Source organism: Methanosarcina sp. UBA5, from assembly GCF_002505485.1.
Lineage (GTDB): Archaea > Halobacteriota > Methanosarcinia > Methanosarcinales > Methanosarcinaceae > Methanosarcina.
Genome location: NZ_DAVG01000038.1, coordinates 16,834 through 38,698, shown reverse-complemented (window position 1 = coordinate 38,698; position 21,865 = coordinate 16,834). Strand labels below are relative to the sequence as shown.

The 21,865-nt window shown below is 38.7% G+C and carries 20 protein-coding genes and 1 tRNA gene; 10 read left to right on the top strand and 11 right to left on the bottom strand.

Annotated features, from left to right (window positions below):
• Positions 1-377: 377 nt before the first annotated feature.
• Positions 378-875: an inorganic diphosphatase gene (locus tag BP621_RS03890; RefSeq protein WP_292388058.1), complete on the top strand. Its 498-nt coding sequence runs from the start codon at positions 378-380 to the stop codon at positions 873-875.
• A 152-nt stretch (positions 876-1,027) separates the two neighbouring features.
• Here the strand turns inward: BP621_RS03890 and BP621_RS03885 are convergent, their stop codons facing one another.
• Both BP621_RS03885 and BP621_RS03880 read right to left on the bottom strand, forming a co-directional pair.
• Positions 1,028-1,861 (bottom strand): SDR family NAD(P)-dependent oxidoreductase, encoded by an 834-nt coding sequence (locus tag BP621_RS03885; protein WP_292388057.1) that lies wholly within the window; start codon positions 1,859-1,861, stop codon positions 1,028-1,030.
• 215 nt (positions 1,862-2,076) lie between these two features.
• Positions 2,077-2,547, bottom strand: coding sequence for a hypothetical protein (locus BP621_RS03880; RefSeq protein ID WP_292388056.1), 471 nt, complete (start codon positions 2,545-2,547; stop codon positions 2,077-2,079).
• Between the two features lie 397 nt (positions 2,548-2,944).
• Here BP621_RS03880 and BP621_RS03875 point away from each other — a divergent pair, with 397 nt between their 5' ends.
• From BP621_RS03875 to BP621_RS03865, 3 genes are all read left to right on the top strand, one after another.
• The gene (locus BP621_RS03875) at positions 2,945-3,259 is read left to right on the top strand and encodes a hypothetical protein (RefSeq protein ID WP_292388055.1); all 315 of its coding nucleotides are present in this window, start codon (positions 2,945-2,947) and stop codon (positions 3,257-3,259) included.
• A 13-nt stretch (positions 3,260-3,272) separates the two neighbouring features.
• Positions 3,273-3,398 carry a hypothetical protein gene (locus BP621_RS03870; protein WP_292388054.1) on the top strand — a complete coding sequence of 42 codons (126 nt, stop codon included), beginning with the start codon at positions 3,273-3,275 and terminating at the stop codon, positions 3,396-3,398.
• 346 nt (positions 3,399-3,744) lie between these two features.
• The gene (locus tag BP621_RS03865; protein WP_292388052.1) at positions 3,745-5,865 is read left to right on the top strand and encodes an MEDS domain-containing protein; all 2,121 of its coding nucleotides are present in this window, start codon (positions 3,745-3,747) and stop codon (positions 5,863-5,865) included.
• 43 nt (positions 5,866-5,908) lie between these two features.
• Here BP621_RS03865 and BP621_RS03860 read toward each other — a convergent pair whose 3' ends face one another.
• Together BP621_RS03860 and BP621_RS03855 are read right to left on the bottom strand one after the other, a co-directional pair.
• Complete coding sequence (locus BP621_RS03860; RefSeq protein WP_292388051.1) at positions 5,909-6,439, bottom strand: DUF3267 domain-containing protein; 531 nt, start codon at positions 6,437-6,439, stop codon at positions 5,909-5,911.
• A 597-nt stretch (positions 6,440-7,036) separates the two neighbouring features.
• On the bottom strand, positions 7,037-7,174 hold the full coding sequence (locus BP621_RS03855; protein ID WP_292388050.1) for a hypothetical protein: 138 nt from the start codon (positions 7,172-7,174) through the stop codon (positions 7,037-7,039).
• On the opposite strand from BP621_RS03855, the gene BP621_RS03850 reads away from it, so the two are divergent.
• Complete coding sequence (locus BP621_RS03850; RefSeq protein ID WP_394339281.1) at positions 7,134-7,385, top strand: PKD domain-containing protein; 252 nt, start codon at positions 7,134-7,136, stop codon at positions 7,383-7,385. The genes BP621_RS03855 and BP621_RS03850 overlap by 41 nt on opposite strands.
• Positions 7,386-7,808: 423 nt before the next feature.
• Here BP621_RS03850 and BP621_RS03845 read toward each other — a convergent pair whose 3' ends face one another.
• Together BP621_RS03845 and BP621_RS03840 are read right to left on the bottom strand one after the other, a co-directional pair.
• Positions 7,809-9,260, bottom strand: coding sequence for an NRAMP family divalent metal transporter (locus BP621_RS03845; RefSeq protein ID WP_292388049.1), 1,452 nt, complete (start codon positions 9,258-9,260; stop codon positions 7,809-7,811).
• Between the two features lie 318 nt (positions 9,261-9,578).
• Entirely contained in the window at positions 9,579-9,869 is a 291-nt protein-coding gene (locus tag BP621_RS03840) for a hypothetical protein (protein ID WP_292388048.1), read from the bottom strand.
• A 219-nt stretch (positions 9,870-10,088) separates the two neighbouring features.
• On the opposite strand from BP621_RS03840, the gene BP621_RS03835 reads away from it, so the two are divergent.
• Positions 10,089-10,766 (top strand): pentapeptide repeat-containing protein, encoded by a 678-nt coding sequence (locus tag BP621_RS03835; protein WP_292388047.1) that lies wholly within the window; start codon positions 10,089-10,091, stop codon positions 10,764-10,766.
• A 445-nt stretch (positions 10,767-11,211) separates the two neighbouring features.
• Here the strand turns inward: BP621_RS03835 and BP621_RS03830 are convergent, their stop codons facing one another.
• Together BP621_RS03830 and BP621_RS03825 are read right to left on the bottom strand one after the other, a co-directional pair.
• Entirely contained in the window at positions 11,212-11,445 is a 234-nt protein-coding gene (locus BP621_RS03830) for a hypothetical protein (RefSeq protein ID WP_292388046.1), read from the bottom strand.
• A 556-nt stretch (positions 11,446-12,001) separates the two neighbouring features.
• Positions 12,002-14,290 carry a carboxypeptidase regulatory-like domain-containing protein gene (locus tag BP621_RS03825; RefSeq protein ID WP_292388045.1) on the bottom strand — a complete coding sequence of 763 codons (2,289 nt, stop codon included), beginning with the start codon at positions 14,288-14,290 and terminating at the stop codon, positions 12,002-12,004.
• Positions 14,291-14,558: 268 nt separating this feature from the next.
• Here BP621_RS03825 and BP621_RS03820 point away from each other — a divergent pair, with 268 nt between their 5' ends.
• From BP621_RS03820 to BP621_RS03810, 3 genes are all read left to right on the top strand, one after another.
• Positions 14,559-15,950, top strand: coding sequence for a pentapeptide repeat-containing protein (locus BP621_RS03820; protein ID WP_292388044.1), 1,392 nt, complete (start codon positions 14,559-14,561; stop codon positions 15,948-15,950).
• 748 nt (positions 15,951-16,698) lie between these two features.
• Complete coding sequence (locus tag BP621_RS03815) at positions 16,699-17,985, top strand: MBL fold metallo-hydrolase (RefSeq protein WP_292388043.1); 1,287 nt, start codon at positions 16,699-16,701, stop codon at positions 17,983-17,985.
• Positions 17,986-17,987: 2 nt separating this feature from the next.
• Complete coding sequence (locus BP621_RS03810) at positions 17,988-18,218, top strand: DUF3006 domain-containing protein (RefSeq protein WP_292388042.1); 231 nt, start codon at positions 17,988-17,990, stop codon at positions 18,216-18,218.
• A 443-nt stretch (positions 18,219-18,661) separates the two neighbouring features.
• Here BP621_RS03810 and BP621_RS03805 read toward each other — a convergent pair.
• Positions 18,662-18,735 (bottom strand) — tRNA-Val (locus BP621_RS03805).
• A gap of 228 nt (positions 18,736-18,963) precedes the next feature.
• On the opposite strand from BP621_RS03805, the gene BP621_RS03800 reads away from it, so the two are divergent.
• A complete protein-coding gene (locus BP621_RS03800) occupies positions 18,964-19,728 on the top strand; it encodes an A24 family peptidase C-terminal domain-containing protein (RefSeq protein ID WP_292388041.1) in 765 nt (254 codons plus the stop codon).
• A gap of 21 nt (positions 19,729-19,749) precedes the next feature.
• Here BP621_RS03800 and BP621_RS03795 read toward each other — a convergent pair whose 3' ends face one another.
• Entirely contained in the window at positions 19,750-20,337 is a 588-nt protein-coding gene (locus tag BP621_RS03795) for a cobalt-precorrin-7 (C(5))-methyltransferase (protein ID WP_292388039.1), read from the bottom strand.
• A gap of 28 nt (positions 20,338-20,365) precedes the next feature.
• Positions 20,366-21,385, bottom strand: a complete 1,020-nt coding sequence (locus tag BP621_RS03790; RefSeq protein ID WP_292388038.1) for a cobalt-precorrin-5B (C(1))-methyltransferase — start codon at positions 21,383-21,385, stop codon at positions 20,366-20,368.
• Between the last annotated feature and the right edge of the window lie 480 nt (positions 21,386-21,865).

The following is a 21,865-nucleotide window of genomic DNA, read 5'->3' as shown; positions in this document are numbered from 1 at the left end:
TTTAATTTAGAACCTTTTAATTCAGACTTGATATTACCAAACTTCCACATGGATTTTTTCCGCATTGTGTGGAAAAAGCATGCGGCGTGATTTCAGTGACGATTTTGATACATTTATGCGATGCTCAAAAATCCGATAAGCATAGTTTCTTGTAGATATGAGTTTTCATATTATCCTGCCTTATTCTTTCAAAATCTAACAGAAGAATACTTCAAACCTATTTCTCAGTCTCTACTTTCATACTCAGAAAATTAAATTCATGAGGTCATGTTTTAATAGTATGACCCTATCAGGGAACATAATCTATGAGCCCATAAATAATTACAATCATTAAAAAGCAGTAAATTAACAAGCAGAAGTAAAAAGGAAGTAATGGTATGACTGAACGACAGGTCGAAAGTGTACTTATCGAGATCCCGAAGGGAAGCCGAAACAAGTACGAATATGATAAGGAAAAGAAAGTGATTAAATACGATAGAATGCTTTTTTCTTCAATGGTATATCCCTCGGATTATGGTTTTTTCCCAGATACCCTGGCCCTTGATGGTGATCCTCTAGATGCCATGGTTTTAACGTGGGAACCTACTTTTCCGGGTTGTGTAATAGACGTACATATTGTGGCATTGTTTGACATGGAAGATGATAAAGGAAGAGACCAAAAAATACTCTGTGTTCCAAAGAATGACCCTATGTGGAATTATATTGAGACCGTTGAACAGGTTCCGCCTCATTTGTTTAAGGAAATTACTCACTTTTTCCAAACTTACAAGAATTTAGAGGAAAAAAAAGTGAGAGTTATCGGTTGGAAAAGCCTCGAAACAGCAATCACTGTACTTCAGGAAGCTAAAGATCGATATATTGAACAAAAGAAATAAGATCATCAGTGAAGGGCTCTAAGCTAGAACTATATTTTCAATTTATCGAACTAAGTGATCCTTAAAAATTTATTATTTTAATAGTCTTGTCAATGCCCAGACAGATCGTTCTCATTGAGTGTGATAAAGTCCTCCTTACTGATTCAATTCCTTCATATTTTCTGCCTTTTTGACCACTCTATCCATCGATCGTGAGCCATTTTCAGCAGGAAATCTTCTGCGGCTTCAGAGGAATTACAGTATTCATGCCAAAGCCGCCCACCCGGCTGTTCTGGCACTACAATTATCCCTTTTTTATCCGCAACGCCCCGAAGGATTATCTGTGCGGCTTCTTCAGCTGGAATTGCATCCTCAGGGGCTTTAATCTCTTCATGAACTGGACCCAATATAGGCTTTTTCCAGATCCGTGAAACGACAGCTGCAGGACACGTAACTGAGAAATGAATGCCTTCTTCCGCAAATTCGTAACGCATGCTTTCACTCATCCCAACAACTGCATACTTGGTAGCACAATAAAGAGCTTGGAATGGGAAAGGTATCAGTCCTGCAAGGGAAGCCGTGTTAACAATGTGTCCTCCACCCTGAAGACGCATAACTGGCAACGCGGCATTAATGCCGTATATTACGCTCCAGAGATTGACATCAATAATAGACCTCCAGTGTTCAAGCGTAGCATCAACAGTCGGCATCGTACCTCCAATCCCCGCGTTATTGAATAGAAAGTCAATTCTGCCTTCCTCGGTGACCGTGTCCTGAATAGCTTTATCTACCTCCGGCTGTTTTGTCACATCGACAAGCAGAATTCGAATCTGTTCGGCATATACATCAAGATTCTTAGCCGCTGATTTCAGGCTTTCTGCATTTCGACCAGCCATGAAGACTATTGCTCCTTTTTCCAACAATGCTTCACTTATAGCATAACCGATCCCAGAATTCGCACCAGTTACCAGGCAACATTTATCCTTGAAATACTCGTCAACCCCCATTTTCATTCCCCCTTCTCCTTTTCACCGCTTGTATTTTTGACTAACTTTCTTATACATCCGGATAAAAGAACCAATAAGGATTTACTTTCCACTTAAAATATACTATTATATTATCGATAAGACTTTTGTCGATCTTGCCAGGTGCATATAGGACATGCGTAGAATATGGACTTTCTTGAAATACAAATTTCTCTTATATGCATTGCCCAGTAGAATTATAACTGGCGAAGTATCGCCAGGCGAGCTGTAAAATAGGCGACCGAACTGGTATAAATCGCCTTGAACAGTGCCAATCTCTCGATAGAGAGTTCTGTAATGCCGAATAAAGATGAAATCGAGACTGTTAAAATCATCATGATCAATACCGTAAAGATGAACAGTACAGCGCCCAGTAATACTCCTTGCCTAGGCAACCGCGACATTATCGACCCCGGATGGGGCAAATTTTCATTATTGAAATGGCCGGCGCGAAGCTTGCGATTAATATCAGCTGCTGAGAAAAATGTCACAAGCCATGTCATAACGATTGAGGTAATTATAGTATCAATAATAATCCCGGATAAAGCAACGCTGTCCACATTCCTGTTGATTACAAATGCCAGAATAGGATTTACCACCATATTAATCAGGGCAGCGGCCAGAGCCTGTTTTTGAATATACGAATCAATCGAGCTCAGGCTTACCATACCTCCGTTCCACTGCCAAAATGAGCAGTGAACCTCTTGAAGATTCTTGATTTATGGCAATCGTTTACCCCCATTCATGCAAAGCGGATTAAGCGGCATCAAAACTTGTCTCAAAACCTATCGGTAAAACGACAAACATTCCTCAAAATTCTCAGATAAAATGGCAGACCACAGGCTTTCTGTGGCCCGTAGCGAGATTCTTTTTGACCCTTTATTGCTGTATATCCTCGAGATTCGGTTATTCCTAATACTATATAAAATCTCAACTTAAATTAAACACTATAACATATCATATACCTAAAAGATTAGATTGCATATATTACGCATATTATGCATAATATGCATAATATATTTTATAGTCTCAAAATTATAATCCTAATACCTGGGGGGGTTGACCATGTTCCGATTTGAAGAAAATAAATGTTATAGAATGCCGGCTCACTTTGGCGGTTTTGACTGCCCTGGTCCTGAAACAGCACTCTATTATAGAGATGCAGTATCTGTAACCTTTGCGTATACCACGGATAAAAACCAGCTGGAAAGTTACGTGCCCGAAGGTTTTGAGCTGTTACGCACTGAACTGAACATCTCCTATAGTCAGTTTAGAGAGATAGACTGGATGGCAGGAGGAGGATATAATTTAGTTCAGGTCAGTGTGCCAGCCCATCCTATATCCCCAGGGAGCCGAGATCCACAGCGCCTGGGCAGGTAGGCGGTACTATCAAATGGACTCCATTGAGCTGGGAGAAGAACCCTGGCCAGTGGCATATCATCAAGGCGCTGGCAGAGCTGCCTATGTTCGATATGGCTCCAGTCATCATGTCGAAAGGTGTCGTCGTTTTGAAACCTAATAAGGGACATGTTCTCGAATCACTGGAAATATACCTGTTACAATCTGCAGATTTTTTCATAACTTTTTTTCGCGGGATGGCTCATAAATGCACTTTAAAAGTATGCCTGCCTTCAGTCAGGTTGTCTCGATCACGAAGTATGCCTGACGAACATTATGATTTTTATAGTAAATAGGACAAATGATCATTTATATGGTTATTTTTATATAAATAAATTTTTATATCACTACTGAATTCTAGAAATGGTCCCTACAAAAATAATTTCGAGTCAGGTAAAAATACTATATAAAGCAATAATATTGAGAAGAGAAACTTTTGACTTTACACCTGATTATCAAAGAATAATATGAGAAGCGATAGCAGAATTTCTGGTATTGATATTATTGGGAACGTACCATGGGGAATACATTTCTGCCAGTTCTATAGGACAAAAGAAGATTTGATGGACGTACTCGTCCCCTATTTCAAAGCAGGACTTGAGGGCAACGAGTATTGTGTATGGGCCGTATCAGAACCTATAGATAAAGAAGAAGCAAAAGAAGCCTTGAAAGTAGCTATTCCCGAGATTGACGCTTATCTAGAGAATGGGCAAGTTGAAATTGTTCCCTATTCTTACTGGCACGTAGAAGAGGATTTTTTATATCCACAAAAGGTATTATATCACCTGATTGAGAAAACCAGTAAGGCTCTTTCTAGTGGATACGATGGTTTGAGGTATAGTGGTAACTATTTCTCGGGTTATGAAAAATTATTAGATTCTGTTATAGACAAATACTCAATGATGGTTCTTTGCACCTATTCAATTGACAAGTACAATGCAATTGAGATTTTAGACATTATTGCAAATCACCAATTTGCTTTGGCTAAAAAAGAAGGTAAATGGGAGCAGATAGAATGTTCCAGTCAGAAAAATAATAAGGAATGCAAGCAGGTTGAGGAAGCGCTGAGTGTGAGTGAGGAGCGCTTTCGTGCTCTGGTGACAGCCAGTTCGGAAGTGGTATATTGCGTGAGCCCGGATTGGAGCGAGATGCGCTATCTCTATGGCAGGGGTTTTCTTTCCAATACGGAAAGTCCAAACCGTACTTGGCTTCAGGAATATGTTCCTCCGGAAGATCAGTGGCGAGTGACAGCCATCATAAATGAAGCTATCCGGAAGAAGAGCATTTACGAACTGGAACATCGGGTCCGGCTAGCAGACTGCAGCCTGGGATGGATTCTCTCACGTGCGGTTCCGATGCTGGATGCAAACGGCGAAATCGTTGAATGGTTTGGTACCGCCAGCGACATTACAGAGCGCAAAAAAGTGGAAGCTAAACTGAAAGACACACTCGATAATTTAGATAAACTGGTTAAAGAACGTACATTAGAACTTCAGAAGGCTTATGATTCATTGAAACAGAGCGAAAAAAGACTTGCAGAAGCTCAAGAAATAGCTCATCTTGGAAACTGGGAACTGGACTTTGGAAGTAATGAATTTCATTGGTCTGATGAAATGTATCGTATTTTTGGGCTTAAGCCTCAAGAGTCAAAAGTAAATTACGATATCTTCATAGGTTACGTGCATCCAGATGATCGAGACCAGATAGAGAATGCTTCTTTAGAGGCATTAAACGGAGAACCAGCTGACATTAATTTCAGGATAATTCTGACAAATGGAAACGAACGCATAGTCCATGCGAAATCTGAAGTTGTTTTTGATGAGAAAAATAATCCTGTTCGGGTTAGAGGGACAACTCAGGATATAACAGAGCATAAAAAGGCAGAAGAAGCTCTGGCAAAGGTAGAACAAATCCGCATAAAGGAAATTCACCATAGGATTAAGAATAATCTTCAGGTAATCTCATCTTTACTTGACCTTCAATCAGAAGCATTCTTTGACCGTGAAATTTGTAAAAGTCCGGAAGTTGTTGAGGCGTTTAGAGAAAGTCAGGATCGTGTAGCTTCAATGGCTCTTATTCACGAAGAGCTATATAAAGGTGATAATATTGATACCCTTGACTTTGCAGCTTATCTAAATAAACTGACTGAAGACCTTTTCAATTCATATGATCTTGGAAATAAAAGTATCAGGTTGAAGTTAAACCTTGATCAGATTTATCTTGGTATGGATACTGCAATCCCTCTTGGAATTATTGTAAATGAGCTAGTTACAAACTCTTTTAAGCATGCTTTTCCTGAAGGAAGGAAAGGAGAAATCCAAATAAATCTTCGTAGAAGTAAAATTTCTGCCCCCATGAGTGGGATTTCCAGTCCAGATGAAGGTTGCATGAAAAAAGATAGCTTCAATTACATACTGGAAGTATCGGATAACGGAGAAGGAATTCCAGAAGAAATAGACACTGAGAATTCAAGTTCCCTTGGGCTCCAGTTAGTAAACATCCTTGTTGAACAAATAGATGGCTGTTTAGAAATTAAAAGCGATAAAGGTACGCAATTCACTATATGGTTTAACAACATAGGAATATAAAACTACTATTTTCATTTAATAAAAAGACAATTTTAAAAGATAGTTAATAAATCTGTACTTCTTTGGGATCAGCTCTAAAATATGTATGAGTTCCATTATTCACAATTTTTGCACTTTTGGGCACCTGTAATAAAATAAGAGTCAGTGGGAGTATATCTGTGCCGCTTTCAATTGAATTAAAAATAATGAAAATCATCAGTGGTATATTATAAAGCCCCAGCAATCCTAAAACCAAATTTAATATTATTGACAAAACTACAAACGGAGCTATATAAATTAAACATGCTCGAGATTTTAGGAGCGCGTCTGTTGTATACACATACCCTCCAAAGTATGTAAAGCCTAAATATGTATTATCTGATTTAATGAAGTTTGGGATAAGTAATAGATGAATTAGCTGATGAACAACTCCAAGAAGGACTGCAATAACAAGAGCAATTAAAAGAGGTACCAAAATATATTTCAAAAACTCCTCTGCATTTTGTGCACTGCCAGAGATTTGGTAGTCATTAATTCTGTTTGTTGGTATAAGTATTCCCATTATCAACTGTGATATTAAAAGATTAATAATCATAAACGGTATCGATAAAACTACGTGACCTATTAGACTTTTAGGCTCCTTTAACTCTCTCCAACCGTCTTTTAGTAATTTTTCGTGAATATCTTCATTGAAATCCGGAAAGCTATTTTTAATTTTTATAATAGTCCCTTCTTCAATTGTTTCCTATTTGCATATGAGTTTTTTTAAAATTTTAATAATTTACTTTTTTGACAATAGGCAATAGTTCCATGAGTTCAGTTAACCACACTTCTTCTTGATATATAATATACAGATCTACTGAAACATATAAATAATTATTTCATTGTTCTAACTCATGCTGTAGTCCCAAGTTACTTAAAAACCAATAAAAAAGTCAAGTAGAAAGAGAAATACGGGCTCACTAATCGAATCTCACTAAAAAGGATCTATTCAAGTTAGTTCGGAAAATAGAAGAATCCCAGGCTAACTGTTATTGAGCCTATCTCATAAATCAAAACTTCTTCCCCAAATATCGAATCAGGAATGATCAATGGGTTTCAGATCACGGAAAATCGTTCTGAAACTTTTATCTATTTGAGGATGAAATTGGTTTTGGGATAAGCTCTGTAATTGACACATACACAAACATTATTACAGCCACGGTGCCTGCAGGAAGTAGTCCTGCTGGAGTTGCAGTTGGCCCAGCACCAGAACAGTATTTCCTGTTGCAAACTTTTCTGCGAAACCTATCTCTGGAAAAGCCTCATTAACAGTTACTTTTACTGACAAAAGTACAGGCTCACCGACTAAATGGAAATGGACTTTTGGGGATAGAACTAATTCGACACAACAGAATCCGACTCATAAGTATTCACAAGAAGGAAATTATACGGTAAAGCTGACAGCAACAAATGCAGCAGGCAGCAATACGACAACAAAAACAAATTACATAAAAGTAACAACAAATACAAGACCAGGTCTATACTCTAAAAGCAAATAAGCCCTTAATTGAAAAATAAATAAAAATGCAAGCATAAGGAGGAGTGGGGATTTATTAAATTTCCTTGTTCAGGTATACACTAACTGTATGTAGCCGTGGATATACAGGTACAAGTTAATAAAGCACTTAGAAAAGATGTAGCACCTGTAATAAAGAGATATACAACTCACTGGAGATTAGGATCATTCCTGAAATCCGAGTATAATGTTATAGCTTTCTTTGAAGTGAAGTCTTTTTTGAAGAGATCAGACCTGGGGAGAAGGAGATTTCGAATATTACGGAGATTATCGCAGTCTTGCCGAACAATATGGAGGAAGGTACTTAGTTGAAATTGACAGCGACTTGTGCACTGCAATTGTGGATCTAGGTATCGTTATTTTGACAGCTTTTGCTCTTTATTATACGCAAGAATTCAAGGAAGTGTCATGGTCCCGTCACCAAGTTGACAATCAACAACAATCCAGCCAGGGTCATGATCAACACGATAACCCATCCAAGGATATTGCTTCCTCTCGAGTTGACGAACTGTCCCATAATGTCCTTCCTGTTCGCGATCATGATAACCAGCGCCATCAGCGGGGGCGCAGTCAAGCCGTTCAGTGCAGCCGTGTAATAGAGGGCCGTTATCGGGTTTATTCCAAACCAGTTAAGGGACATGCCGATCAACGTAGATGCTGTAATCACCGCGTAGAACCCAGGGGCTCTTCCGGGCTTTTTGCCAAGTCCCTCTTTCATCCCAGCCATCTCGGCCACAGCATACGCCGATGCGCCGGCCAATACTGGGACAGCAAGAAGCCCTGTCCCTATGATCCCGACCGCGAAGAGTAGATAGGCGAGGTCGCCGGCCAGTGGTCTCAGGGCCTCGGCTGCCTGTGATGCAGTCTGAATTGTGGTGATTCTGCCGGCATGCAGGGTGGCGGCTGTGGTGACAATGATGAAAAACATGATAATTTGAGAGAAGAACATTCCTGCAACCGTATCCCAGCCCATTTCGGCCATACCTCTTCGCGTCACACAGGGTTTCCCAACGCCCATATCGGGAATCTGACCATTCATGACTTTCTCCTCGACCTCCTGTGATGCCTGCCAAAAGAACAAGTACGGGGAGATTGTCGTGCCCAGAATCGCAACGATGTTGAGCAGATAGTCCGCTGAGAATTCAATGTGCGGGACCAATGTGGCGTGAAGAACCGTCCCCCAATCCAGCCTGACGACAAGAGCTGCCAAGAAGTATGAGAAGAGAGTTAATGCCAGGTACTTAAGGATCCTCGAGTAGGTTCTGTAAGGGACGAAAACCTCAAGGATGACGATGGACACTGTAATGAGGATTAGCCAGAACATAAATGGCAGCCCCATGAGCATCTTCGCCGAGGAGGCCATTGCCACCAGATCCGCGCCGATGTTGATAGTGTTTGCGATCACAAGCAGCGAGACCGTTATGTACAGTATCTTCCTCGAGTAGTGCTCAAGGATAACACCAGCCAGCCCTTTACCAGTTACCATTCCGATCCGGCCACACATCTGCTGGATGACGATCATGAATGGACAGGTGAACCAGACGAGCCAGAGCTGACCGTACCCGAAGATTGCGCCCGTCTGTGAGTACGTCGCGATACCGGAGGGGTCATCGTCGGCAGCCCCGGTCACGAATCCGGGGCCTATCTTCCCAAGCAGCCATTTCAGAGATTTCAGCGACCATACAGTCCTGTTTCCCTGACTTTGCTGTATTCGTGGCGATTCAGATTGTTGAGGTTCTGTCGTGCTTCTCTGCCTATTCCTCAATTCGCCTGTGGATTCCACTCTTTTTGTCTTGAGTAAATTTCTGGTAAGTTTGCTGAAGAAACTGTCTACGCATAGGTTTTCAATTGCGCTCAACAATTATGTATCTTTTAGAGTAAATACAAATTTGAACTTTCCCTTCATCGAATCAAGATAACTTCTTGTTTCCTCTAATATGAGTTGTATAATTCTCGGTGACCATGACTACTCTTTTACCTGAATGAGTCGACACAACTTTACTTAAAAGCTCAACAAACTCACAACTTCTATTCTTTGTTTCTATTCTTTGTTAATACTTCATGAATGACTTCTCCAATAATTAAACCAACATAATCAAGTAATGAAAGAGTTACATGCCTACAAATTCATTATCTTCTGCAACTCTCTAGTACTAAAAATAAAAGATTACTCATTTTATACTAAATACTCAAAAATATAAAACATGGCTCGTTTTAATAAGAAAATCTTATATATAGCTAAATTTAAAAAATTCCTTCCTAATTCTCTTCTGATGCCAAAACCAGACCAATATATCCTACGGAAACCTAAAGATTCCTTATTTTGATTGTTGTGTAGGATGGAGGCAGTCAAAAATATTGAGCGTAGGTGTTTTTTTGTGTGGAAAATATGTTTTTTTTCAAGAATGCTTGATTTTTTGTGAAAAATACTTGAGCTACATGTTTTTAATTTTTCATTTCCATCCATAGTGGAGACAAAAAATATTAAATTTTTAGGGAAATTAAAACTCACACATCTTGGGGGTACAAATGCCCATAATTCAAAACAAGTATAAAAATCGACAACATTAAAAGCTGAATCAAAGCCAAAGTTAACTCAGTAAAACACCACGGATCATAATCTGAGAGGTAGAAGATATTTCTCCGGAATAGTAATGTTTATTTTAATTTAGAGCAGATTAATTTCATGGATATATTGGGGAGTAAACACCTTAGGGGAGCTAATCTTATAGGGGCTAACCTTGAAGGAGCTGACTTTCAAGAAGCTGACCTTGTACAAGCTAACCTTGAAGGGGCTGACCTTCGAGGGGCTAACCTTAAAAAGGCTGATCTTCGAGGGGCCAACCTTTCAGATACTCATCTTCTTGATGGTAAAGGAGCAGATCTTCAAGAGGCTAACCTTCAAGAAGCTAATCTACAGGGAGCTAAGCTTATGAAAGCTAATCTTGAACAGGCTAACCTTGAAAGAGCTAACCTTCAACTGGCTAATCTTCATCTGGCTAATCTTAAAGGAGCTAACCTTAAAAAGGCTAACTTTCAGGTGGCTAATCTTGAGGGAGCTAATCTACAGGGAACTAATCTTGAAGAGGCTGACCTGTATGGAGCTGACCTTCAAGAGGCAAATCTTCAAGAAGCTAACCTTAGAGGCGCTAACCTCTATGGGGCAGACCTTCACAAAGCCAATCTTCATAGATCTGACCTTGAGGAAACTAATCTTGAAGGGGCTAACCTTACGGGAGTTCGCAACTTATCTATTGAGCAAGTTTCTAAAGTGAAAACACTTTATAATGCAAAATTAGATGAAGAGATCCTAATTCCATTAAAAGAGAAGTACACTGCCCTGTTTAGAGAACCTGATGAATGACTGGATATTACCAGAACTTCCATCATGGGTTTCTATTATTACTGATTTTTTGGAAGCAGTTTAATGTTTTTATTTGTTGAGCTGATCCCAAAACCCAAAATTACTTCTCTGAATCCTGTATTCCGAATAATCGATCCAGCCTCAGATCACGAAAAATAACGCATGAGAAGCAATTTTAAAAATTTAATAATTTGAGAATAGAATTGGTTTTGGGATGGGCTCATATATAACATTCTTCTGGTATCGGTTAACGAATTTTATGCACACCTTCGAATACTACGCATAAAAATTTCCCAACAGAATTCATAGATATGTAGCCTAAAGAATAAGACTTTTTGACGTTTTAATCCTTTACCGAATCCAAATGAATTTTTTTAGAAAACAAGTATAAATATTTACAGCAAGGTTATGAAAAAGGAGAATGTATGTCATAGGAGAATGTATGTCATAATGCAACCTCAAAAGGATAAATCTCCTTCCATTTATCACCCATAATCAAACTAATGCTTCCTTCTTCTACCATCATCTCCATTGTATCCCCTTCTAATCTAATTGTTATGAGGTTCCCACTTTCATAATAATCACATTCAACTGGAGACAAATCTCCATAGCGTAGGAAGGCAGTACCGCAGTCATACAAAACAAGATAATTGTTTCCTGATTTGAATGTTCGCTTCATGTAGAGGATCTCCCGATAATTTCCTTCTGGTAACTCTAAAAACTTTTTATACTTTAATATTTTATTTCTTTATTTACTTTTTGATTTAGTTATTTTTACTTTCTCCTTCTCCAAGTTTACATTTTCACTAACGGTTGAGCTTGATATGAGTATCAGCAATAAATTTTGCAGGAGTGACTGCACAAATAACTACACAAATATTCAAAACGAATACAATGGCAAGTCTGTTTATGTAATCGCCCTTGAAGAAGAGCTTAACTTTGACTTAAAGTTGTACAACCAGAAGCAAAATCTGACCTTGAAGCAAGAGTTGAACAGCTAGAAAAGAAACTCTATAGTTCTTGAAATCGGAAAATAACGAAAATAACGACAAAAAAACAGTGGGCCCGCTGGAATTTGAATTTAGGATCTCCGCCGTGTGAAGGCTGGAGAATAAACGACGCAAGCACGGTGTTTGACGAGCCAAATGCTGTAGACCTTTTTTTCATTAAATGAGGAATCAAATCACCAGAACACTGTTCCGTAAAAAGAAAAATCCAGAATAAGGCACGGGGGATTAGTGTGCCTTACGAGGTTTTGAAAATAGGAGTCCTACAATAATTAAGATTAAAACACAGAAATAACTCATATTAGACCCTACATGCGGTACATTACTACTTGGAAATGATACGTTAACATTTTCACATACAGTACCATAAGTTTGAGACTGCGCACTAATTCTCACAGTGTATGTTTTTCCAGGATAATTAGTGACTATAAAAGAATCAGTTACCACTCCTATAGGTTTACTCACTTTGTCATTAGTACCTGAGATTCCAGAAGGTACAAAGTTTTTTCCACCACTCATAGTGCCCAATACAAAAGTTAGGTTGCTAGACTGTGATGAAGAATCACAATAGCTTGCATTAATATAAGCTGCTGTATTGTTTATCTGTTTATATGTACAATTTGCGCTAATTACAGTCTGCATTGCAGGTATTGCAGAGATGTCACCTGCAGGCATTGTAATGGTATATTGGTCCAGATTAGGTGTCAATGTGCTAGTGTACTTTTGACCACCTGTAGTAATTGTTACAATTTTATATGTGACATCTTTAGTCAAATGGAAACTTGCTCTACCTTCCTTATTTGTCCAGGCACAAAAATTCGGCTTTTCATTACTTGGATCATTATTTGGTGCATAAATCTGAACTTCACACCCAGGAACTTTCTCATTTGAATCAGTAGAAACATATAACTGTACATAGTATGGTGCACGATAATTAGGCACTTCATTCATTTTCAAATTTATTTCTGTGTTTATATCTGTCATATTTATTGGTAGTTTAGGACTGTTAAGATAACTTGTTGCTGAAGCAGTTAAACAGTACTTGCCTTTTCCACTGTTGACAGTGAACTGGTAAAGCCCATCTACATCAGTAATTTGAGTACCATTCCACGTATTATTTGATAATGTTATTACAGCACCCTGAATAGGTTGACCTGTAGTTGCATCTGTTAAATATCCAAATACACCAGAATTAATTGTAGCCAATGTTTTACCACTTACTGTGAACAAATTTATAGGACGGTTGTATACCCATGAATTGTGAACGTCATCATATGCACCGATTTTTATAGCAAACTTTCCAGTGTAGCTTATTGGTACATTTGCGGATGTTTGTGAAGTGTTAAGACTATATATTAAGTGAGAAGAATCGAACTTTGATGTACTGTTATATACATTGATAGAATAACTGGTTGCATTTAAATATGTCCAGCTTATACTTACATATCCGTTAACAGTTGAAATTGTACTGCAATTAGTTGGAAAAGTAACAGAAGGCGCTACAGAACCATTATAAACAGGTAAATTTCTTGTACCCTTGTCTGCAACATACCCACAATCTTTTGTACCCTTGGAGCATGAATAGGAACCAGTTACTATATTACCAGTTGATTTAATATTCATACCACTAATTCCATTATATGCAGGACTGTTATAGAATATATTCTTTGAAACAGTACCTCTGCCTGAACAAGCACCATCAGCCGGGTCTTGATAAATTGTATTTAATTGAAGTGTTGAAAATATATTATTATAAATATTAAGACCTGTTACATTACCTCCCATAACTTCTACACCAGCATTACCAGAACCGGTATCAGTGTAGAAAGTATTCTTGCAAATTTGAACGTTTTTCGTATTATGAATTTTAATGCAAGAATTTATAAAAGTGCCCCAGCAATTATTAAATATTGAAATTCCATCACCAGCTGACCATGCATCAAAACTGTCATGACCAGGTTTACACACTGTATTATAAACTTGAACATTGCTGGTATTTTTTTTACAGAAAATAAAGTCACCCATACTGTATTGCATTTTTAAGTCGTGAATAACTACATTTGAACAGCCAGATAAACAAACTCCTTTTTCATAGTCCCTATACTTGTTGCTTGCTGGATGCATTTTACTTAAAGATTCCCAACCACCGTCAATTAAGAAATTTGAGATTTCAATATCAGAAATACCTTTACAGTCTATAATATTTTGAGTTGCAAAATTAGAGCTGGGATTGTCACAATAGATTACTGTCGCACCAATCCCATTTCCGTTAAGAGTTACCCCCGATTTCATGATTATGGGTGAACTTATATGAAACGTGGTTGATGCAAGTTGTACAGTGTCACCTGAATTCGCTGATTGTATGGCAGCGTTAATAACATTCTGGTCGTCTGAGCCCACAGGGCTAAAGGAAGTTCCTGGGCCTACATCAATAATTGCACCTAAACAATTTGTTGAAGTAACGCATATAAACAAAAGTAGAGAAATAAAAAAATTACTAAGTTTAATACTTACCATAAATCTTTCTATTGAACTACTCTTTTATATTTTTTACTATTTCCTCATTTCTTATTACCAAAGTAAAAAGTAAACCACGCCTAACCAAAAGAGACGAGGATTTCCATTATTAGAATCATCTAACTAATTTTGTAGTATTTACGGAATCCTTATGCATATTTTCATTTTATCTTTCGATCTGCTCTTCCTTTGGGTATAAATGATAATGTTTATTTGAGTTCACAGTCGATTAAGGACAATTTTATTTTTCAAGTAAAGGACATGGATTATGGCACTAAAGGAAGCATATGAGAAGGTAGGAAAACACAAACTATTGATATGGATTCTTATTGTTTTTGCTGTCGTTCTTGTGCTTATTGCCTTACTTCTTAGTTATTTAGTATTCACATATCCTGTAAATCAAGTATCTCAGTACGGAATAACTAATGCAACAGAAAAAGCTAATTTAATTAATCAATACCGTACAACTTCAATTCAATTCATTGCTACATTAGCTCAAATATTAGGTGGCATTGCTGTCGGGATTGGAATTTATTTTGCCTGGGGAAATCTTACAACTGCTAGGGAAGGTCAGATTACTGAACGCTTTACTCGGGCTGTAGATCAATTAGGAGCTATTAATCAATCCGGAAATCCGGCAACAGAGATAAGATTAGGTGGAATATATTCCCTTGAAAGAATAGCAAATAAATCTGAGAAGGATTACTGGCCAATTATGGAGATTCTAACGGCCTACGTTAGAAAAAATTCAAGTGTTGAAACATCTGAAACACAAGATCAGGTCTCTTTTGACATTCAAGCAATTCTCACAGTTATTGGAAGATGCACCGAATTTAGAAAACGTTGGGTTTATATGAATCTAACTAGAACTAATCTTAAAAAAGCTATTCTACGAAATAGTAACCTTGAATGTATTTTATTTGGTGAGGCTAATCTAGAGGGAGCAAAACTTTCAGGTGCTTATCTTAAAGGATCTGACTTTAGAAAAGCTAACCTAAAAGGAGCTGTCCTAAAAGATGCTCATCTCGAGGACACCAGTTTTAGAGAAGCTAATCTAGAAGGAGCTAATCTTGAAATGGCTTACCTTGATGATACAAGTTTTTGGAAAGCTAACTTGCATAAAGCTAGATTAATCCATGTTAATCTTGAAGGTGTTAACTTTTATAATGCTAACCTCGAGGGGGCTAAATTAGGTAAAATATTTGATACTATTCATGCTACTAATCTCAAAAAGGCTTATCTTGGAAAAGCTAATCTTATAGGTGCTGACCTTAAACAAGTTAACCTACAAGAAGCTAGATTACAAGAAGCTAACTTAAAAGGGACTGATCTTAGACTAGCCAACCTTGAAAAGGCTAATCTTAAAGGAGCTAACCTTGAAGACGCCGATTTAGGAGGTGAATATTATGATATGTTCTTCCCCGAAAATAGTTTCAAAGGAGCTTCTCTAGTTAATGCTGATCTTGAAGGAGTTAACCTTAAAGGAGCTAACCTTGAAGAGACTAACTTTAAAGGAGCAAAGAACTTAACAGTTGACCAGCTTTCCAAGGCGAAAACACTTTACAATGCAAAATTGGATGAAGAGCTAGAAAAACCGTTAAGAGAGAACTATCCTTACCTTTTTGATGAACCACCTAAAAGTCATCATATAATTTTTTGAAAAACTCAAAGATGAATCTTGAACTAATCCCTTATGTAAGAACATACCTAGTGAAACAGCTTATGTTTTCAAAACAGAATTGAATGGCAATCCTGTTTATTTAATTGCTCTTGAAGAAGAGATTAACTGTTAACTTAAAGTTAAACAACTCGAAGAAAAATCTGACTATGAAGCAAGAGTTGAGTAGGTGGAAAAAAGCTCTATACGCTCTTAGAATCAGAAAAAAGAAAAAAGAGAGAGTGGGCCCGCTGAGATTCGAACTCAAAACTTCAGCCATGTAAGTCTATTTAGATCTGATGAAGAAAACAAGATTATTATGCCGAATCTACGTCGGCGAGTAATGAGAAGAGAATCCATAATAAGCTGTATGGGGAGGGGAGACAAATTAGACGTTCACTATTTATTTGCTGTCATTGTAAATAGGAGTTAGAATAATCAATAGTTTTGAAACCTAGAGGCTAATCTCGCTACCCGCTACCACAAGTTAACGAATTTTCCAATATCCATATAATATAGTTTTTAACTTCTTTTACATTCAATAGATCTCTGTAGTTATAAGAATCCGAGAAAAGAATAGGTAAAACACTTGCATTAGGATAAAAGGATTCGAGATCGAATATTTCTAAAAATATAAGCTTAAAACACTTCTTTTTGGTATTAATTGTCATCTTTTTAGCTTTTAAAAACAAAATAAGTTTTAAGGGAGCTCAATGCAAGTTTCTAATACATCTGACGCATTAATATATTTATGAACCCCTCACAACTGACTGCCGCAATCTTCTGCCTGACTCTAATACTCATTGCATCCGGATGTACAGATCCAAAAGAAACTCCTTTAGAAACAGCTTCGGAACAAACAACTCCTACAACTACTCAAAATACTGTCACTCAATCAGGTCAGAACCTTACCGTGCATTTCCTAGATGTTGATCAAGGAGACTCAATCCTCCTGGAAATTGATGGAAAATCCATGTTAGTTGACTCAGGAGAAAGTGACCAGGGAAAAGTTGTCACAGCTTACTTGCAGAACCAAGGAATTTCAACACTGGATTATGTAGTTGCAACCCATCCACATTCTGATCATATTGGCGGAATGAACGAGATTCTTAACAACTTCCAGGTAGAGCATTTTGTTGACAGTGGATACCCTCATACCTCTAAGACTTACGAGAATATGCTGACCACTATTGATCAGAAAAACATTCCCTTCCAAGTAGCTCAAGCTGGTCAAAAAATCGATTTTGATCCTGCTGTTGATATTGAGGTCTTAAATCCTACAAAGACATATTCTGAAGATTTGAACGAAAACTCAGTAGTCCTCAAGGTAACTTACGGAACTACTTCATTCTTGCTCATGGGTGATGCAGGCCTTGAAACAGAGGAACGCATCATGAAAGCTGGATATAATGTAGATTCTGACATATTAAAAGTAGGACATCACGCCAGCAGATCTGGTAGTGGAGCATTGTTCATTTCAGCTGTAAGTCCTGAAGTAAGTGTTATCGAAGTTGGAGCAGGAAACGACTATGGACATCCTCATGCTGAGATTCTTGAGAGATTACAGAAAGCTTCAAAAGTCTACAGAACAGACTTGGATGGAACAATTACTGTTACAACCGATGGGTCTACTTATACCGTAAAAACTGAAAAAACCGGGACTATCTCCAGTAGAAATGGAACTTACACTTCTACAGATTCAACAAATGAAGAGTCAGAAACTCCAAGTTCTGCAAAATCGACTGTTTATGTGAGCGACCTGAATCTTCAAGATGAATGGGTTCAGATATCGAACACGGGGTCTTCTCCAGTTTCCTTGAACGGCTGGAAAATTGAAGATGAAGGCAATAAACATGCCTATACGTTTCAGTCTTACACCCTGAATGCAGGAACCACAGTAACTGTATTTATTGGAAAGGGCACAAACTCAGCTACTGAGCTTTATTGGCAATTAGACGACCCTATATGGAACAACGATGGTGACACAGCATGTCTCTACGATGATAGTGGAAAGCTGATCTCAAAACTGGAGAGCTGAAGATGGAAAATTTCAAAGTTACTCTTGACCGCATAGAAGAAGGTAATGCAGTGCTGCTTATAAGGAATGACGAGTCAATAAAAATTAATATCCCTCTCTTTTTGTTGCCTGCATGCAGCAAGGAAGGTGATATTCTGGATATTACCATCACCAAAGATGTGCAAGAGACAGAAGATGCGAAGGAAAGAGTATCAAGCCTGCTTGAGAAGCTTAAGAATAAGAATCGAGGATAATTGAAGGTAGGAACAGAATAAATAGGACTTTTTCTTCTTACTACTTTAAGTAGCAACTCTATTTATTTATCTCCCTCCCTTTTTTTCCAATAAGTTCATCCCAAAACCAATTTTGTTTCTCATTTCCGCAAGAATTTCAAGGGAATTTTCATAATTTGAAACCCAGCAGGTGTTAAAATTTGGAATTCAGAGACTAAATTTTGAGTTTTGGGATAGATTCTATTAATCCATATTGAAAGAACATAAACGAAAGAAATATTGAAGCGATAAAATCGCAGAAGAAATTCTCAAAAATATGGATGCAATCCTAACAATACCAAAGAGTTAGAAAATATTTCTATCTTGCTTCCATTTTGAATAGAAATCTAAAATTAAATGGGCAAACAGAGAACTATGTAGATTCGGAGAATTCGAAGATGTCTTATATTTATCAAAAATAAACATGGGCCCGCTGAGATTCGAACTCAGGACCTCCGCCGTGTGAAGGCGACGTCATAACCGTCTAGACCACGAGCCCATTGCTTTTGATATTTAAAAGGGATAAGCACCATAAAATAGAACTTCTTATGTATAAGCTTATCGCTTGTTAACAATGGTAGGGGCTGCCCCGACACGTTATGAAATTGTTATTATATTTATTCGGTATGGATTTCAGCTTTTTTCGATCATTTCATCACACAATCAATAAAGTAAATAAGTACTGAATGTCAATAACTATAAAAACTAATTTCATTACAGGGTTGAAATGATAGAAATCCTCAAAATCCTCTTCAGTATGCCCTTTTTATTGTATTCATGTTATTCGGACCTTAACTCCCGCAGGGTCTCAAATAAGGTCTGGAAATACATGCTTGTATCGGGGGCGGGATTTATTTTTTATGACATTCTCACAGGTGGAGTCTCCTACCTCATGTCTCTCTTTTCTTCAGGAATTCTTGTTTTTACCGTCGTCTATATCCTTTTCCAGTTTGGGGCTTTTGGGGGAGGGGATGCAAAGGGGTTGATCGTGCTTTCCATCCTTTTTCCTTCTTATCCGGTGTTTAGCTTTTCAGGAAAAATATATCCCCTGCTCGGAGTTCCACCAATAGGGCTTTTCACTTTTACAGTCCTGGAAAATGCTCTTCTAATGACAGCACTTGTTCCTCTCGGGATGTTCGGCTATAATCTCCTGCATTTTTCGTCTGAGATGGTTGAAAATCCGCTTTATATGTTTATAGGTTACAGGACTGAAGTTTCTTCCCTGAAATTTAAAAAACACCTTGGTCTCCTTGAGAAATTTGAGCTTGATGAAAACGGAAGTCTAAAAAGAAGGTTTGCTCGTACAGGTCTAAACTTCGATGCGGCTCAAAATCCAGAACTTGAGGAGTATCTGAAAAAAGGTTTGATTGAGAAAGATATCTGGGTTACTCCCGGTCTGCCGTTCATGCTTTCAATCACAGGGGGTTTTATTACCGCAGTCTTTTTCGGGGATTTGATTTTTTATACGGTCATGCGCCTCATAATAAGTTAATTCTGTTTTCGGCTCAAAGAATTACCTTTTTTGTACGATAAGCAGCCCGTAAAGAATTGTTTCCGGAACAGGTGGATTTTCAGGCGTGCCTTTTGCAATCCTTTCTTCAGGATAGCCGAGGTTTTCGCAGGTATAAAGTTCAGCTTCAATACCCAGCTCTTTAAGGATTTCCGCGACCTCAAGCGATCCAAAGGTTTCTTCCGGCAGCAGGAAGATATTTCTTCCGTTCTTTAACTCCCTGATCAACTCGGCTTTTGCAGGTTCCGAGTCCCTACCGTGGGCTGTAATTGCGCAGAGGTTGGTCAGGTTCACTCTTGTGCGTGCACAGGCCACCTGCATCGAGGAAATACCCGGAATGACTGTATCCTTCTCCCCTGCGAATTTACCGAGCCCCGAAAACATGGGATCGCCTGTGGACAGGACGACTGCATCTGCTGGCAGGAGGTGAAGCGACTTATAGTCCTTAATCGGTTTTGCTTCACATGTTATATACTCCTGGGCAATTTCAAGAGCTCTTTTTGCACCATAAACCACAGAGGCTTTCCTTATAGCCTTTATTCCTTCTTCCGTGAGCATTCCGGGCCCGACTCCGACTCCTACAATAATCATTATTTTTCTTCCCCTTTACCTGTCTTAATTAACTCTCATTCTTACTATCCATCAGGACCGCCCCGTCCCTGTCGATTACTACGATTCTTGCGCCCTTTCCTTTCTCTATTGCCATCTCAAAAGCTTCTTTCAGGCGCGCATTCTTAGGCGCATTTTTAAGCATCTCGACAACGGTTGCGTACCCGCTGCCTTCAAGCATGTTTGGATTTCCCCATTTAAGGACAAGACCAGGAAGCCCGCAGATAATTACATCGCCGGAAGCGTAATCAAGCCCTTCCGAGATCCTGCTTCCGACCATGACGACGGTATAATCGGGAAAAAGCATGTGAGAGTAGCGCATTCCTATCCGGCCTGTAGTCAGGACCACTCTATCCGTGCAGCGGATCAGGTCTCCTTTCATCTCTCCAAGATGGTCGTTCCAGGGCTCAACAAAGCCTGTGCTTCCAAGTACGGAAATTCCGCCTTCAACTCCTATCCTGCTGTTCAGGGTCTCTTTTCCGATCCTCTCCCCGTCTGGAATTGAGATTGTAACTTCGGCTCCTCTCAGGCCCAATTCTTCTACGGCTTCCTGCACTGCAGCCTTTATCTGTTCCATCGGTTTCGGGTTAATAGCTGGCTGGCCTTTCGGAACCTGGAGCCCGTCCCTTCTTACAATTCCTATGCCTTCTCCTCCCAGGATTCGGATTACCTCAGCTTCCCTGGCTTCTCCCACAAATTCAAGCCCCCGGGTAATATCGGATTCGTGATCGTTTTGAATCTTTTTCACAATTGCACGACCCTGCGAGGCTTCACTTACCGCAAGCTGGGCTCTCAATCCTGCAGGAGTCGGGACTGATACGTTATCAACCTTTTTCTTAAGGGAAAGGACAGCGGCTTTTGCAGCAGCACTTGCTGTGGTTCCTGTAGTGTACCCTCGTTTGAGGACAGATCCGTCACTCAGAACCACAATCATCCCGGATGCTACTTTTGTTTCAAGTTCTTCCCTGGCAAGCCCGGTGCGGACAATCCATTCTTCGGGGATCTTGAAATTGTTAACAGGATCTATCATGGAAGAATACTCGGAGGTTTTTTATTATAAATGTATTGACGTGAAAATCGGAAAAGAACTCGATTGATTCTCAGGGTAAGACTTGCCATATTTTCTGGTTTTACTGCACGTGATAAAAGAAACTAACATCAAAAATATAGAAGATATGGAAAACATGGAAAATAGATAGAAAAGAGGTGGCATCATTCCAGGAGTGGGGATTTGTTTTTTGGAAATGGGGTTTAATCCTGGATTCTGGAACGATTGGGGAGTCGTTCCTTCTTTGGGGTTTTGGGGTTGGTGTGTGAAAAATAGTCTTGGGAATGATGCCTTTTTCAAATGCCAGTACTCGCCTGGCACACTACTACATCTTAAGTTCTATTATATAAATATATAGGAAACTAAGGATGATCTCTCAATATAGAAGTATATTGATTGATTATGGACATGCTAGTTATATATCTCTATAATATTTCCATAGACTCTTCATATTTTGGTCTC

Bases quoted from the DNA above. Each gene is read 5' to 3' on its own strand.
- BP621_RS03825 (WP_292388045.1), bottom strand. From the start codon at position 14,290: ATGGTAAGTATTAAACTTAGTAATTTTTTTATTTCTCTACTTTTGTTT.
- BP621_RS03835 (WP_292388047.1), top strand. From the start codon at position 10,089: ATGGATATATTGGGGAGTAAACACCTTAGGGGAGCTAATCTTATAGGG.
- BP621_RS03880 (WP_292388056.1), bottom strand. From the start codon at position 2,547: ATGGTAAGCCTGAGCTCGATTGATTCGTATATTCAAAAACAGGCTCTG.
- BP621_RS03830 (WP_292388046.1), bottom strand. From the start codon at position 11,445: ATGAAGCGAACATTCAAATCAGGAAACAATTATCTTGTTTTGTATGAC.
- BP621_RS03820 (WP_292388044.1), top strand. From the start codon at position 14,559: ATGGCACTAAAGGAAGCATATGAGAAGGTAGGAAAACACAAACTATTG.
- BP621_RS03800 (WP_292388041.1), top strand. From the start codon at position 18,964: ATGATAGAAATCCTCAAAATCCTCTTCAGTATGCCCTTTTTATTGTAT.
- BP621_RS03860 (WP_292388051.1), bottom strand. From the start codon at position 6,439: ATGATTATTAATCTTTTAATATCACAGTTGATAATGGGAATACTTATA.
- BP621_RS03870 (WP_292388054.1), top strand. From the start codon at position 3,273: ATGGACTCCATTGAGCTGGGAGAAGAACCCTGGCCAGTGGCATATCAT.
- BP621_RS03795 (WP_292388039.1), bottom strand. From the start codon at position 20,337: ATGATTATTGTAGGAGTCGGAGTCGGGCCCGGAATGCTCACGGAAGAA.
- BP621_RS03885 (WP_292388057.1), bottom strand. From the start codon at position 1,861: ATGGGGGTTGACGAGTATTTCAAGGATAAATGTTGCCTGGTAACTGGT.
- BP621_RS03840 (WP_292388048.1), bottom strand. From the start codon at position 9,869: ATGGATGGAAATGAAAAATTAAAAACATGTAGCTCAAGTATTTTTCAC.
- BP621_RS03865 (WP_292388052.1), top strand. From the start codon at position 3,745: ATGAGAAGCGATAGCAGAATTTCTGGTATTGATATTATTGGGAACGTA.
- BP621_RS03875 (WP_292388055.1), top strand. From the start codon at position 2,945: ATGTTCCGATTTGAAGAAAATAAATGTTATAGAATGCCGGCTCACTTT.
- BP621_RS03815 (WP_292388043.1), top strand. From the start codon at position 16,699: ATGAACCCCTCACAACTGACTGCCGCAATCTTCTGCCTGACTCTAATA.
- BP621_RS03790 (WP_292388038.1), bottom strand. From the start codon at position 21,385: ATGATAGATCCTGTTAACAATTTCAAGATCCCCGAAGAATGGATTGTC.
- BP621_RS03810 (WP_292388042.1), top strand. From the start codon at position 17,988: ATGGAAAATTTCAAAGTTACTCTTGACCGCATAGAAGAAGGTAATGCA.
- BP621_RS03890 (WP_292388058.1), top strand. From the start codon at position 378: ATGACTGAACGACAGGTCGAAAGTGTACTTATCGAGATCCCGAAGGGA.